Annotated in this window: 12 protein-coding genes and 1 tRNA gene; 2 read left to right on the top strand and 11 right to left on the bottom strand. The window is 61.5% G+C overall.

The genetic code is table 11. The features are described 5' to 3' along the window. Together A3M7_RS48350 and A3M7_RS0108265 are read right to left on the bottom strand one after the other, a co-directional pair. Positions 1-133, bottom strand: a 133-nt coding sequence (locus A3M7_RS48350; RefSeq protein ID WP_156936834.1) for a helix-turn-helix domain-containing protein, incomplete at its 3' end; no start/stop codon positions are given. A gap of 577 nt (positions 134-710) precedes the next feature. Next, positions 711-1,952, bottom strand: coding sequence for an RES family NAD+ phosphorylase (locus A3M7_RS0108265; RefSeq protein WP_027543509.1), 1,242 nt, complete (start codon positions 1,950-1,952; stop codon positions 711-713). A 201-nt stretch (positions 1,953-2,153) separates the two neighbouring features. Here A3M7_RS0108265 and A3M7_RS0108270 point away from each other — a divergent pair, with 201 nt between their 5' ends. Beyond that, positions 2,154-2,792 carry a hypothetical protein gene (locus A3M7_RS0108270; RefSeq protein ID WP_027543510.1) on the top strand — a complete coding sequence of 213 codons (639 nt, stop codon included), beginning with the start codon at positions 2,154-2,156 and terminating at the stop codon, positions 2,790-2,792. Between the two features lie 146 nt (positions 2,793-2,938). Here the strand turns inward: A3M7_RS0108270 and A3M7_RS51025 are convergent, their stop codons facing one another. The 9 genes from A3M7_RS51025 to A3M7_RS0108305 form a co-directional block, all read right to left on the bottom strand. Next, a complete protein-coding gene (locus A3M7_RS51025) occupies positions 2,939-3,070 on the bottom strand; it encodes a hypothetical protein (protein ID WP_256374860.1) in 132 nt (43 codons plus the stop codon). A 10-nt stretch (positions 3,071-3,080) separates the two neighbouring features. Continuing rightward, positions 3,081-3,281 (bottom strand): hypothetical protein, encoded by a 201-nt coding sequence (locus A3M7_RS46265; RefSeq protein WP_057848204.1) that lies wholly within the window; start codon positions 3,279-3,281, stop codon positions 3,081-3,083. A 261-nt stretch (positions 3,282-3,542) separates the two neighbouring features. Beyond that, positions 3,543-3,809, bottom strand: coding sequence for a helix-turn-helix domain-containing protein (locus A3M7_RS51205; protein WP_198033719.1), 267 nt, complete (start codon positions 3,807-3,809; stop codon positions 3,543-3,545). 303 nt (positions 3,810-4,112) lie between these two features. After that, a tRNA-Glu gene (locus A3M7_RS48355) sits at positions 4,113-4,205 on the bottom strand. 191 nt (positions 4,206-4,396) lie between these two features. Further along, positions 4,397-5,074, bottom strand: coding sequence for an RraA family protein (locus A3M7_RS0108285; protein WP_027543512.1), 678 nt, complete (start codon positions 5,072-5,074; stop codon positions 4,397-4,399). Between the two features lie 41 nt (positions 5,075-5,115). Beyond that, a complete protein-coding gene (locus tag A3M7_RS0108290) occupies positions 5,116-6,075 on the bottom strand; it encodes an amidohydrolase family protein (RefSeq protein WP_027543513.1) in 960 nt (319 codons plus the stop codon). After that, positions 6,072-7,394 (bottom strand): MFS transporter, encoded by a 1,323-nt coding sequence (locus A3M7_RS0108295; RefSeq protein WP_027543514.1) that lies wholly within the window; start codon positions 7,392-7,394, stop codon positions 6,072-6,074. The genes A3M7_RS0108290 and A3M7_RS0108295 overlap by 4 nt, the downstream gene beginning before the upstream one ends. 24 nt (positions 7,395-7,418) lie before the next feature. Next, the gene (locus tag A3M7_RS0108300; protein WP_027543515.1) at positions 7,419-8,333 is read right to left on the bottom strand and encodes an NAD(P)-dependent oxidoreductase; all 915 of its coding nucleotides are present in this window, start codon (positions 8,331-8,333) and stop codon (positions 7,419-7,421) included. A 2-nt stretch (positions 8,334-8,335) separates the two neighbouring features. Further along, a complete protein-coding gene (locus A3M7_RS0108305; protein ID WP_049823265.1) occupies positions 8,336-9,700 on the bottom strand; it encodes an MFS transporter in 1,365 nt (454 codons plus the stop codon). A gap of 196 nt (positions 9,701-9,896) precedes the next feature. On the opposite strand from A3M7_RS0108305, the gene A3M7_RS43800 reads away from it, so the two are divergent. Next, positions 9,897-12,929, top strand: coding sequence for an FAD-binding and (Fe-S)-binding domain-containing protein (locus tag A3M7_RS43800; protein ID WP_049823266.1), 3,033 nt, complete (start codon positions 9,897-9,899; stop codon positions 12,927-12,929). Position 12,930 lies beyond the last annotated feature (1 nt).

Consider the following 12,930-nt stretch of genomic DNA (forward strand, 5'->3'; position numbering starts at 1 on the left):
AGGTCTCTCCCGACCTCAGAACCTTCCGGACCGTGTTCCGTGACACCTTCAGGTCACGTGCGATCTCCTTGATCGTCTTGCCCTTGATGAAGTGCTCGCGCCGAATCCGCGCAATCGTCTCCACGACCAGCATCCTCCACCACCTGCTTTGTTACGAAGCAGGCAGCGCAACAGACCAACCTATAGGGGGTCAATTTTGGACGCCGATCCCCCGGCTTAGGGGGTCAATATTGCAGGCCGAATAACACACAGGGGCGCGACGATTAATTCAGAACCCCTCGGTACGGACCGCTGTGGATAGCAGCTGTCTCTGACCTATCTATGCGGACACTGCGAGTGATGTCGAAAAAGGGCAGTACCGTCGCCCGTTCCAATATCTTCTCGAAAAGGGAGCGTTCGCCAGCCCGGCACTGGCGACGCGCGATGGTGGTCAGCTTCATTTCGTTGGTGGCCATCATCGATTAGCTGCCCTCACGGTTTGCGCGAAAGGGCGCCCAACACGAAGCCGGGACGGCGACGACCCGCGGCAGAGCAAATGGTGTGGATCGGAACGCATGCGAACGGCGAACTGCCATTGTGAAGCTGCAGCTTCGCTCGCGTGCGTCATCCGCTGGCAGCACCCTCGCCCCTCGCCGCGCCTGACAGCGATCTACAGTGGCCTACGAACCCTGCCAGCCCTGGCTATGCGGGATCACGGGAGGGAGCCCCTCTCACTCATCCAGCCGGATGTGATCTGTGTTTGGTTGAAGGATCGTTGGGATCGCCGCAAGCTCGTACACCAATGACTTTACCTGTTGCACGATCCCGTTGCCTTCCACAGGTACGAAGAGCTCTGGCTTGAATACGCAAAGATTCTGTCCGGCGCTAATGCTGCTTTTGAAGGACACACCATCGAAACCTTTCTGCCGGAGACAATCCGCGATCAACTGGGTGATCGAATAGCGCGCCGTCTTCTCGGGCAGGACAGGCGTGGCCATTAATTGGTCCGCGGAGTAGAGAAAGTGAAATAGCTCAAGCTCGCGCTCGTTCCCGGCGAATTGCATGATGTCGGCATCGAGTGATGCGATCTTGATGTCCTCCCGGCATTCGAACTCGCCGATCGAAAGGAAATGTCCAGGATGCGGCCGAACCTCAGCCGCTGCGGTCGCGGCGTCGGAGGCAAGATACAGAAAGGAAACGCCTGCGCGATTTAACCTTCCCCCGGAGGCGCGCGGGGGCGGAGGCGCCCCCAACGATGTCCCGGTATAGGGTTGTCGCACAATCGAGCGTCGCCAGCCAAAATCAGAGTGATCTGCAAACTTCGCTTCAACGCCAATCCGCGCACGGAAGAATTTGGTGCCGCCCGCCACGACACGTGTCACGCGATCGGAAAACTCATCCAGAAAACCCAGCAAGTCTGGCTCAATATCGAAATGGTTCTGCCTGGCAAGCCGAGCGACGTACGACCTGAGGATCGGGCTTACCTCTTCCTTCAGGGCGAAATTCATGCCCCGCACGTCATCGTCGTGCCCAGCGTAGATGGAGATGCCCTCATCCACAGGAGGGTACGGCTCCGCTGAAAGTAGCGCGTACAAGAATTCAATGCTGCGATCGGGCATCCGGGTTCGTGCCGTCGAGGACGAATCTTCCAAAATCGGATTGGGATTCACCAAGAGGCTTTCTGGCCCGTAATCACCGCCCCAATGATGGTTGTACTCATATTCGTTGTAGTAAAATCGAATAAGCGCGCTGATCAGATTGGTAAGTTCCCGCTTGCGCTCGGGCGCGCACGCCGCATAGGGATAACCGGTCTCCTGGCAGACTCCGCAGACCGGCCCCTCGACCGCGTGCAGCTCAACGAAACGCTTCAGGCTTGGATGCTTGGCGCAGTCCGCGCAAAGCGTTACGTCAACCGCATCCAGAGTTTCGGGGTCGAAGCCCTCGTATAGCTTGTGGACGTCTTTATCAGACATGCGCTGTTGCCAGTTTGAGGCTTGCCGGTTGAGATTGCCAAGCGTTTAAGAGCTTTTGCGGTTGTCTCGTCAACCTTAACTTTGAGACGGCAGCGTGCCGACAAACACGACGGAACCGGCCGCTGGAAAGGATCGTTGCGACATACTTCGCGCGGCAGAAAGCGGCGAGAGAACGTATAGCCAGGGAGGCACTGACTACTAATGAATGAAGGTGATCTTCCCGAAAGCTTCGTGGAAGCGCGAAAGCTTGGCTGCGTAAGCTCGTCGGACTGGCAATCCTATACGTGGAAGAACGAATTGTCCGAGCAACGACGCCGCATACTGCAACACCTTGAAGAGGTGTTGACCGATATCGACACGGAACATAACCCACTTCACATGCTCGAGCGAGCAATCGGCGTCGCCGCCGTTTGCATGCGGCGGCTGATCGAGCGCCGGCTCGTAACCGATCGATTTCGCGACTCGGAGCTCGATGTCCACGAAATTTCCGTCAAGGCAGATGTGGAATGGCGCGAGCCGTTCTTGATCCATACGGCTTCGGAAATCTTCAACAACTACGACATGAGAGCGCGCCATCCGGAGCGCCGGACGCCCAAGGTCATTTCCGACAAGATGCTGCACGCCCGCGTCATCGCGGTATTGTCAGGAAGTGCCTATTTGCCGGACGGGCTTCTGGTCGCGTCGGACACCCAGAGCAAGCGCAGCCTCTTTCATTTTACGCCGACAGAAATTGCCGCGGTCTTGGACTCATTTCTCACGGATTGCGTGCAATTCATGCAGGATGGTTTTGTCGACGTTGACACACACGGAACCGGCAAGGTCTTCGCCATCCGCGCATAGAGAGGCGCCAATCGCCCGCACTAGATTCTGACTAGTCTCCTTCACCCTGCGGCTCTGAAGGCGAAACTTCGTACGTTGAACGCCGCTTGATTGCTCACCACTAGGTGGGCTTCTTTTCTGCTTAACCTTCTAGGGTGTTCTTTTAGTCAACCGCCAGCTGCGGCTGCCCAGCTGAAGTCATAATGAGCGCTCAACAACTTCATTGCGACGACAGCAACGAGAACGCAGATGATTTGCAACAACGTTTTGGTCGAGAACACTCGATTGAAGAGCGTCACGAAGCCGCTCCTAGCGCTGGTGACCAAGCCGAATTCCCAGCTTGAGCGCCTTTTGGCGGAGTGAGCCTTCGGAGCGCTTTGTGAGCTTCGCAATTTTTGCAACTGGAGTCTTCGCTTTTGAATGAGCGCGCAGCTCCTTCACGTCGGCCTTTGTGTATTCGCGACGCACAGGTTTCTTCTTCGTAGCCGTCTTCTTTGCCTTCTTCGCCACTTTTAGGCTCCTCGATTCGAGAACGGGCGTACTAGCACAGCCGCATTGAGGCGCAACTCTCAATCAGTTGGCTCTATATCCTGGTCCGATGCGTGCTTCTCTCAGCAGACGCGGCCGATTTACCCATGCTGCCGAATTCTGACAGGAGCGCGATGATGCGGAAGTGAGCGGACGAGTGCGACTGGCTGAGCCGTGTCATCGAAATGAGTGACAGAGAATAGCGCGTTGAAAGTGGGGTTGCTCCCTTAAATCGCACATCGATTAGTTCAACATGTTGGTTTCAAGGAGCGCCAGAAGTGAGCGCACCACTACTAACCGTCGACGTCCGATCGTTGTCGTGACGATACGCCCAGCACCTATCAACTCGTAAAGCTTCGTGCGTCCCAGACCGGTCACTTCGCATGCATCGTCAATCGTGCAGGTGAGCCGCTGGGCGAATGGCAACGCGTTCAGTTCTGTGGCTTTCGGAGGAGATAGACTGACTTGTGACTGTTGTGCGCCAGTTTTCTCTCGTCGATTGTATCTCACGTGGCCCTCCTATTCGCACAGAGCTTGATATGAGAGTTGGCTGTGCGACGAGCAACGTCAATGCGAACATCCGAGGGCGCTGGCGTGCGACAGCGCACGTCAGCGGCGGTTTGGATATTTCCGGACACCAAGGGCAACGGAGAGATTTTTCGCGAATGCGCCAGCCACAGTGAGGCATCGCGCCGAGGCTGGTTTGCCAATATTGGGAGCAAATTCCGCACGCGTTCGCTGCTGTTCACCAGCGTCTTATTCAACCAATATTCAACGAACGCGGCTGGCGGGCAACTAAGTGCCTGAATTTGCTGGCGCTCCCTAGGGGAATCGAACCCCTGTTTCAGCCTTGAGAGGGTAAATTCGATCCGCATGATGATCATCGTGAGGAGAGCCCGGTGATGGGAACCTTGGATATCAAGCATGGCTCGGCTGCATGAGCAGACGTTAGCCAGTTTCGCACCAGAAACGACCCTGCTGAGCGCCACGAACCCGATCAGATTCAAACAAAACTTCAGCAAATTCGTGCGCCGTGCCAGAAACGTCTCGCTTCGTTGCTGCTCGCTCCAATCCGCGCTGATCGCGAATTCCGACATTCAGTCCAGGCCCTCACAATTCAACTCGCGTAGTGCCTTGTCCACCCAGGACGAATCGTGCGTCCCGGCCTTGATGTTCTCCATCTGCTTCTGCTCAGCCTGGTACTTCGCCGTCGCGGCTTTCAGGACTTCATCCACATCGTCGAATGGCACGCAAAGCAATCCATCGTCGTCGCCGATGATGAGATCGCCCGGCTCGATCACCATTCCGTCGATTGCAATCGGAACGTTAATCTCGCCTGGTCCGTCCTTGTAAGGGCCGCGATGGGTGACACCTGCCGCGAACACGGGAAACGTCTGACCGCGGATGAAGCCGGCATCCCGAACTGCGCCATCGATCACGATGCCCGCAAGGCCGCTCTTGATGATGCGCATTAGCATCATCTCGCCGATCAATGCGTTGGTGAGATCGCCCCCTGCATCGACCACGATGACATCGCCGGGTTCGGCGATCGCCATCGCTTTGTGAAGCATCAGATTGTCGCCCGGCCGCGTCTTCACGGTCAGCGCGGGGCCGGCCATCCCACCGGACTGGTGCCTGGGCCGAAGCCGCGCGCCCGCCGCTGTCATCCGGGACATGCCGTCGCTGACGTTTGCGACCGGCAGCTTGGCAAAGCGTTCGACGACGTCGGCAGCCACTTTTCTCTGGCGCTTGAGGATTCTGAAACCTACGGACATGCCTTATCCTTCCCGATGTTTAGCAAGTGAATGGTGAGATCTTAGAAGCCGAACAGCTGCGCTGGGTTGTCCACCAGAATGCGCTGGCGCGTGCCTTCGTCCGGCGCCCAGTCGGCGAGCAGATCAAGCAGCAAGGCGTCGTCCGGCTTGGTGCCGCGCTGAGTCGGATGCGGCCAGTCCGTGCCCCACAAGATCCGCTCCGGCGCTGCCTGCACATAGGCCCGGGCGACTTCGCTGGAATCTGCGTAGGGCGGACCGAGCTTGCTGTCCTCATAAGGTTCGGTGACCTTCACCCAGGTGCGGCCTTCATCCAGCATGCGGCGGACAGCGGCAAACGCGGGATGCTTGAGGCCATCAGGCTGGGGAATACGCCCGAGATGATCAATGACGACCTTGGTGGGCAGCGACCGAATGACCTTCTCATGAGTGACGATCTGATCGCCTGTCATCAGGATCTGCACGTGCCACCCAAGCGGGCTGACGCGCCTGGCGAGTGCGGCTAGCATCTCCGGCGTTGTCGTCCCCCAGGTCTGCGGAGAGACGAAATTGACGCGGATGGCGCAGACGCCGGCATCGGCCAGCGCACGCAGCTCTGCTTCCTCCACGTCGGTGTCGACGACGGCGACGCCGCGTGAGGCGGAGCCAAGCTGGCCCAGCGCGTCTGCGAGACACCGGTTGTCGACCCCGTAGGTCGATGGCTGCACCACCACGCTCCTGGTGGCGCCAAGCCGGCGCTGGAGATTTCGATAATCAGCCACGATCGCGCCGGGCGGAAAGCCCTGGTGCCAATGCGGCGACACGGGAAACCGTCCGTCGTAAATATGATGATGGCAATCGCACCCGTCCGCAGGCGCGTCCAAGCGCGGCGGTGCCGAGCCGGTGCTGTTGGGCACTGCCTGCTCGACCCCGCCGGCCCAGGCGCCCGTGCTCGCAGCCAGCATGCCCGCAAGGACGCCGCGCCGGGTAATGGCCTGCTGCGAGGTCGTGCCGCGCTCACTCATGATTTCACCGCCAGCATGTCGGCTGCGCGCGCGACCTTGCGGCCCAGCACGAGGACACAGACCGCGGCGACGGCACACAGCAGCGCAAGCGGCAGCATCCCGAGGACGAAGCTGCCCGTCTGCTCCTTGACGACGCCAACCACGTTCACCATCAATCCGCCGCCGATCAGGTTGGAGATCGCGTTGATCCCGGCGAGGCCAGCCGCGAGCGTGCTTGTCGAAAGCCAGCTCGCCGACAGTGCCCAGAACGGCCCCTTGAAGGCGTAGGCGCCCACCAGGCAGAAACTCACCATGACAATGGTCGGCGCGACCGCTGTTCCCGTAATGCCCAATGCGGTGAAGCCGCCGGCGGCGAACAGCAGCGGAATCGCCGTGTGCCAGCGGCGCTCACTGGTCTTGTCTGAGTGGCGTCCCCATAGCACCATGAGCACGGTCGCGATGCCGTAGGGGATCGCATTGACAAACCCAGTCTGCAGGTTCGTCAGGCCGAACGACTTGAGCAATTGCGGTTGCCAGACCGACAACACGCTGCCGGTAGCCGAGGCGCCGGAACAGACCAGCGCCATAACAAGGAAATACTTGTTGGTGGCAAGCTGCCAGAGCGAGAGGTGCCCTACCGGCTTGCGCGCCGCTGCATCTGCCGCTATGCGCGCCGTCAACCAATCCCGCTGCTCATTCGTCAGCCAGGACGCCCCTTCGGGCCTGTCAGTGAGAACGAACAGGCAGGCAAGCCCGAGCAGGACGGTCGGCAATCCCTCCAGGATGAACAACCACTGCCAGCCGCGCAGGCCGAGCGCACCGTCGAGCTCGAGCAGTCCGACCGAGAGCGGAGACCCCAGAAAGGTCGCAAGCGGAATCGAGACCGTGAAGGTCGCCAGGATGCGCGCCCGATACTCGGACGGCAGCCAATAGGTGAGATAAAGGATCGCGCCGGGAAAGAAGCCGGCCTCCGCCGCGCCAAGGATGAAACGCATCGCATAGAGCGAGTATGGCCCGATGACGAACGCCATGCACGCCGTCACCAGGCCCCAGGTGATCATGATCCGCGCGATCCAGCGCCTCGCGCCGAATTTCTGGAGTGCCAGATTGCTCGGCACTTCCACCAGGAAATAGGAGACGAAGAACAGGCTGGCAGCAAAGCCGAACATCGCCGGGGTGAGCCCGAGATCCTTGTTCATCTGCAACGCCGCGAAGCCGACATTGACGCGGTCGAGCAGTGCGAAGAAGTAGCAAATCATCAGGAACGGCACGAGGCGCAGGATCACCCTGCGCATCGTCACCTTCTCGATCGGGTCGATATCCATTCGAGCTGCCGTCACGTTTCTCTCCCTTTTTTGTTGGTCTTATTCGGCTGCTTTGGCGCTGCCCTGCATCCTGGTTGCGATCGCATCGATGGCGATCTTGTAGTTCTCGGGAACGACGCCCCCGAAATGCTCCTTCAGGCCGAGGCCGTCCTTCCAGCGCAGCCGCGCCGCCGTCGCGCGCGCCATCAGCGGCTCGATCCCGGCATCCTCGACCGCCTCGGCGGCCATCTCGACCTCCTCGGTGCGTCGCTTGGCATGGATCACGCCTGAGGGCGTCAGGCTCTCGACCGTGTCCATGAACGGACGCGTCAGCGTCTTCGAGGCCGACGCCAATACGGTTTCGTCCAGGCCATAGGACCGGGCGGCCAGGAGCGTCTCGTCGATCAGCGCCTCGATGCCCTTGATCAGCACGGAGCGCAGGATCTTGATGCCCGAGGCCGTGCCGAGCTTGTCGCCGGCGAATTCGATGCTCATACCCCAGGGCACGAGCAGGTCGACCACGCGCTGGCCGGCGGGACCGCTCGACATCATGTGCATCGCATAGCCGTGCTTCGGCGTTCCCATGATGGAGCCGTCACCGAGCGTCGCGCCCGTCCCGGCGAGCCGGTCGGCGACGCCGTATTTCACCTTCGGCGTCGCGGAGGCGAAGTCGAGAAAGGTGTGGCGGCCATCGAGCACCGGCGCGAACGCGGCTGCGCTTTCGAGCGACCTCGAGCCCGGCGTGACGCTGAAGATCAGCTCGGCCGCGTCAGCCAGTTCCTTGTTGGACTTGACCAGCGTGACGCCCGCCGCCTTTGCGCGGCTCTGAATCAGGTCGGCATAGGGACCATCGAAGGCGTATTTGTCGTAGCAGAAGATCTGCTTCAGGCCGGCTTCGCGCAGGCCCTTGCCCAATGTGCTGCCGATCTCGCCGTAGCCGACGAGGCCGAGGCGGAATTGCTGTCGTTCACTCATCTTCAAATTCCTTTCGAGAGAGGTGCGATTTGGCTGGTGTGGCCGTCAGCCGCCCCGCCCTGTCGCTGCAGGCTGATTCCGACCACGCGGATCAGGACGGCGGCCACGGTGAGGAATGCGGCCACCGAGATCAGGGCCCAAGAGAAGCTGTCGGTCGTCTGCCGGATCACGCCGATGAGATAGGGGCCGACGAAGCCGCCGAGATTTCCGATCGAGACGATCATGGCGAGGCCGCCGGCGGCGGCGCTGCCGGTCAGGAAGCTTGAGGGGATCGGCCAGAAGGTGGACTGGTAACACATAATCCCGACTACGGCGCCGCAGAGCGCCAGGATGGAGATTAGAGCCGACGATGTCGCGTAGCCGCAGACGATCAACGAGGCCGCGCCGACGAGCAGCCCTGATGCTACGAACCAGCTCCGTTCGCCGCCTTTGTCCGACAGGCGCGCCCACAGCATCATCGCGATAGCGCCGCAGATGTATGGTACGGCGGCGATAAAGCCGACGGCGACGACGCCGAAGCCGAGCCCCTTGATGATCTGCGGCATCCAAAGGCCGAGACCGACGGACCCGATGATGGCGCAGAAATTGACGGCGGCGCAGGCAAGGACGCGCCAATTGACGAAGGCATCCCTAAGCCGCGAGGGATGTTTTGTCGCGATGGCCTCACGCTCTGCTGCCAGCACCTCGGCGAGCCAACGGCGCTCGTCAGGGCTCAACCACTTGGCCTGCTCTGGCTTGTCCGTGAGCGTGAAGAAGCACACGAAGCCCAGAATGGTCGCCGGCAGGCCTTCAAGGATCAGCAGCCACTGCCAGCCATGCAGGCCACCCAGGCCCTCAAGCGTCAGCAGCGAGCTCGATATCGGCGCGCCGACGATGTTTGCGATCGGGATACCGAGCAGGAAAGCCGCGGTCGCAGTGCCGCGGATCCGTGCCGGAAACCAATAGGTGAAATAGAGAAACACGCCCGGCGTGAAGCCTGCCTCGCCGAGCCCGAGCAGGAAACGCATCACGCCAAAGCTCACCGGGCCGACCACGAACGCCGTGGCGGCCGAGATCAGGCCCCAGGTGATCAGGATGCGGGCGATCCATTTGCGGGCGCCGATCGCCTGCAGGGCCAGGTTGCTCGGCACTTCTGCAAGGAAATAACCGAAAAAGAACAGCCCGGCACTCCAGCCGAATGCGGACGATGAGAGGCCGAGATCGCCGTTCATCGTCAGGCTGGCGATGCCGACATTCACCCGGTCGAGATAAGCGATGATGTAACAGAGCAGCAGGAAAGGCACGATCCGCCACATCACTTTGGAGAGGATCTTCTCCTGCTCGGGTGTAAAGGCGGCGCCGGCTGAAGCGGCGTGGACACTTGCCATGGGTTTCCTCCGACGCCGGTGTTCCCCGGTCACGGCGCCACTTAACAAAAATAGAACGTCGTTGCAATTTATTTTGAAACGATGTTTCATTCCGAAACCGTCCAACATGATGCTTGCGCCGGCCCGAATGCGGGGTTCCACTCGAAAAGTGGAGTGTTGAGTGTCGGTTACGGGTCCGGGAGGCTCTGGGAGACACATGCTGCCACGCGTTTCCGATATGCGGACCCCTGCCCCGCTGCATGCCGAATTGGCCGCGGAACTGCGGGTGCGTGGGTTCGAAGGCGACCTGGCGCCGTCCTTTGGCGACCGGATCGTGTGGGCGACTGACAACTCGATTTACCAATTACTCCCGCAACTCGTGGCCTTCCCGCGCAGCGTCGACGATCTCGTGCGCATCGTGCGGGCTACGGCCGACGATCGATTCAAGGGCATCGTGTTCGCGCCTCGCGGCGGCGGAACGGGCACCAACGGTCAGTCGCTGACCGAAGGTCTTGTGGTGGATGTCTCGCGCCACATGAACGGGATCATCGAGATCAACCCGGCCGAACGCTGGGTGCGGGTTCAGGCCGGCGTCGTGAAGGATCAGCTCAACGCGGCGCTGGCGGAGCACGGCCTGTTCTTCCCGCCGGACCTCTCGACTTCCAATCGCGCCACGATCGGCGGCATGATCAGCACTGACGCCAGCGGCCAGGGCTCGTGCCTCTATGGCAAGACGCGCGACCACGTGCTGGAGCTGACAACCGTGTTGCTGGACGGCACGGTATGGACGTCGAGGCCGCTCGATGATCGGGAGTTGCAGCAAATCCAGCGACGAACCGATCTCGTCGGCGCCGTGCATCGGCTGGTCGATGCGATCCAGCGCGAGCAGGCGGACCAGATCGCAGCGCACTTCCCCAAGCTGAACCGCTGCCTGACCGGCTATGACCTCGCCCACATCCGCGACGATCGCGGCCGCTTCAACCTGAACTCGATCCTCTGCGGCAGCGAAGGCACGCTGGCGCTGATTGCCGAAGCCAAGCTGAACGTGGAGCCGATCCCGAAGCACAGTGCCCTGGTCAACGTGCGCTACGGCAGCTTCGATGCCGCCTTGCGCGACGCGCAAGAGCTGATCCGGTTCGGCGCCGCTTCCATCGAGACCGTCGATTCCAGAGTGCTGGGTCTGGCGCAAAACGATATGGTCTGGGACCAGGTCCGGCAATACTTCCCCGAAGACGACGGGCAACGCGCCACCGGCGTCAATCTCGTCGAATTCATCGGCGATAGCGCGCTGGACGTCGAGGCCCCGGTTCGCCGGATGACGGAGGCGCTTGGCGCGGCCGGGCCGTCGCACGGCCGCCGCGGCTTCACCGTGGCGCACGGCGAGGCCGAAGTGAGCCCGATCTGGACGATGCGCAAGAAATCCGTGGGCCTGCTCGGCAATATGCATGGCGACAAACGGCCGATCCCGTTCGTGGAGGACACCGCCGTTCCGCCCGAGAACCTCGCCGATTACATCGCCGAATTCCGCGCGCTGCTGGACGCGCGCGGGCTGGTCTATGGCATGTTCGGCCATGTCGATGCCGGCGTGCTGCATGTCCGTCCGGCCATCGATATGAAGGACCCCGCCCAGGAGCCGCTGATCCGCGAGATCACCGAAGAGGTCGTCCGCCTCACCAGCAAATATGGCGGCCTGCTATGGGGTGAGCACGGCAAGGGCGTGCGCTCGGAGTTCTCGCCACGCTTCTTCGGACCGCTCTATCCGGTCCTGCAATCCATCAAGGCCGCGTTCGATCCGCGCAATCGGCTCAATCCCGGAAAGATCGCCGCGCCCGCGGGCGGCCAATTGCTGACGATCGACGGGCTGACCACGCGCGGCCAGCTCGACCGAACGATCCCGACTTCTGTCCGCGCCGCCTATGACGAGGCGCTCCACTGCAACGGCAACGGGGCCTGCTTCTCCTGGGATCCCAACGAAGCGATGTGTCCCTCCTACAAGGCAACGCGCGATCGCCGGCATTCGCCGAAGGGCCGCGCCTCGCTAATCCGGGAGTGGCTGCGGCAGCTCGCGGCCCTTGGCGTCGATCCTGCGGGGGAAGCTGCGGCGCTTCGACGAGGTGTGCGCTGGCGCGATTTTCCCGCGCGATTGCGCAACAGCTGGACACGCGAAGAAGACTTCTCGCATGCGGTGAAGGAGTCGATGGATGGTTGCCTCGCCTGCAAGTCGTGCAGCGGGCAATGCCCGATCAAGGTCGACGTGCCGACCTTTCGCGCGAAGTTTCTCGAGATCTATCATGGCCGCTATCTGCGGCCGCTGCGGGACCATCTCGTCGGATCGCTGGAATCGATGCTGCCAGCGCTTAGCAAGGTGAGTTGGCTGTACAACGTCCTGATCGACAGCCCACCCGGCCGCACAGTGATGCGCGCGATCGGGCTAGTGCACTCGCCGAAATTTTCCACCATGTCGATGCAGCGGGAGCTGGCGGCCCGCGGGATCGCGATTGCAACGCCCAAGGCGCTGGCGGCGCTCTCGATCGAGGAACGCACGCGCAGCGTAGTGCTGGTGCAGGACGCCTTCACGAGCTTCTATGAGGCACAAGTCGTAGTCGCCGTGCTGGATCTGATGCGCGCAATCGGCTTCCGGCCGTTCGTCGCGCCGTTCCGGGCAAACGGGAAGCCGCTGCACGTGCACGGCTTCCTTGGCGCCTTCACCCGCACCGCCTCGCGCAATGCCGCGATGCTGCGCGACGTCGCGGCCACCGGCGTCGAGCTGGTAGGTGTCGATGCCTCGATGACGCTGACCTACCGGTCGGAGTACGGCATGTTGGCTGAAGCGGATCGACCACCGCCCGTTCTCCTGGTTCAGGAATGGCTGGCGCGTCACCACGACGCCATCCCAAAGGCTTCAAGCGCGGGTGACAAGTACCTGCTACTTCCACACTGCTCGGAGCGCTCTCTTGCGCTGTCCACCCTTCGCGACTGGCAAACGGCATTCGCGGCAGCCGGCGCGAGCTTGCAGGTGCTGCCTTCGGGTTGCTGCGGCATGGCCGGGACTTACGGTCACGAAACCGAACATCGCGCGACGTCCGAGCATATCTATGGAATGAGCTGGGGACCTCAGATCAAACGACTAGCACAGAGCGGCCGCCTGCTCGCGACCGGTTACTCCTGCCGATCGCAGGTCAAGATCATGGACAAGCAGACGCTGGCCCATCCGGCTCAATCGTTGCTGGCGTGCCTAAGCGGGCGCTGAG

The sequence above is a fragment of the Bradyrhizobium sp. WSM2254 genome, assembly GCF_000472645.1.
Lineage (GTDB): Bacteria > Pseudomonadota > Alphaproteobacteria > Rhizobiales > Xanthobacteraceae > Bradyrhizobium > Bradyrhizobium niftali.

Coding starts and splice junctions, on each gene's coding strand:
- A3M7_RS0108270 (WP_027543510.1), top strand. CDS start 2,154: ATGAATGAAGGTGATCTTCCCGAAAGCTTCGTGGAAGCGCGAAAGCTT.
- A3M7_RS0108265 (WP_027543509.1), bottom strand. CDS start 1,952: ATGTCTGATAAAGACGTCCACAAGCTATACGAGGGCTTCGACCCCGAA.
- A3M7_RS0108305 (WP_049823265.1), bottom strand. CDS start 9,700: ATGGCAAGTGTCCACGCCGCTTCAGCCGGCGCCGCCTTTACACCCGAG.
- A3M7_RS43800 (WP_049823266.1), top strand. CDS start 9,897: ATGCTGCCACGCGTTTCCGATATGCGGACCCCTGCCCCGCTGCATGCC.
- A3M7_RS0108285 (WP_027543512.1), bottom strand. CDS start 5,074: ATGTCCGTAGGTTTCAGAATCCTCAAGCGCCAGAGAAAAGTGGCTGCC.
- A3M7_RS0108300 (WP_027543515.1), bottom strand. CDS start 8,333: ATGAGTGAACGACAGCAATTCCGCCTCGGCCTCGTCGGCTACGGCGAG.
- A3M7_RS0108290 (WP_027543513.1), bottom strand. CDS start 6,075: ATGAGTGAGCGCGGCACGACCTCGCAGCAGGCCATTACCCGGCGCGGC.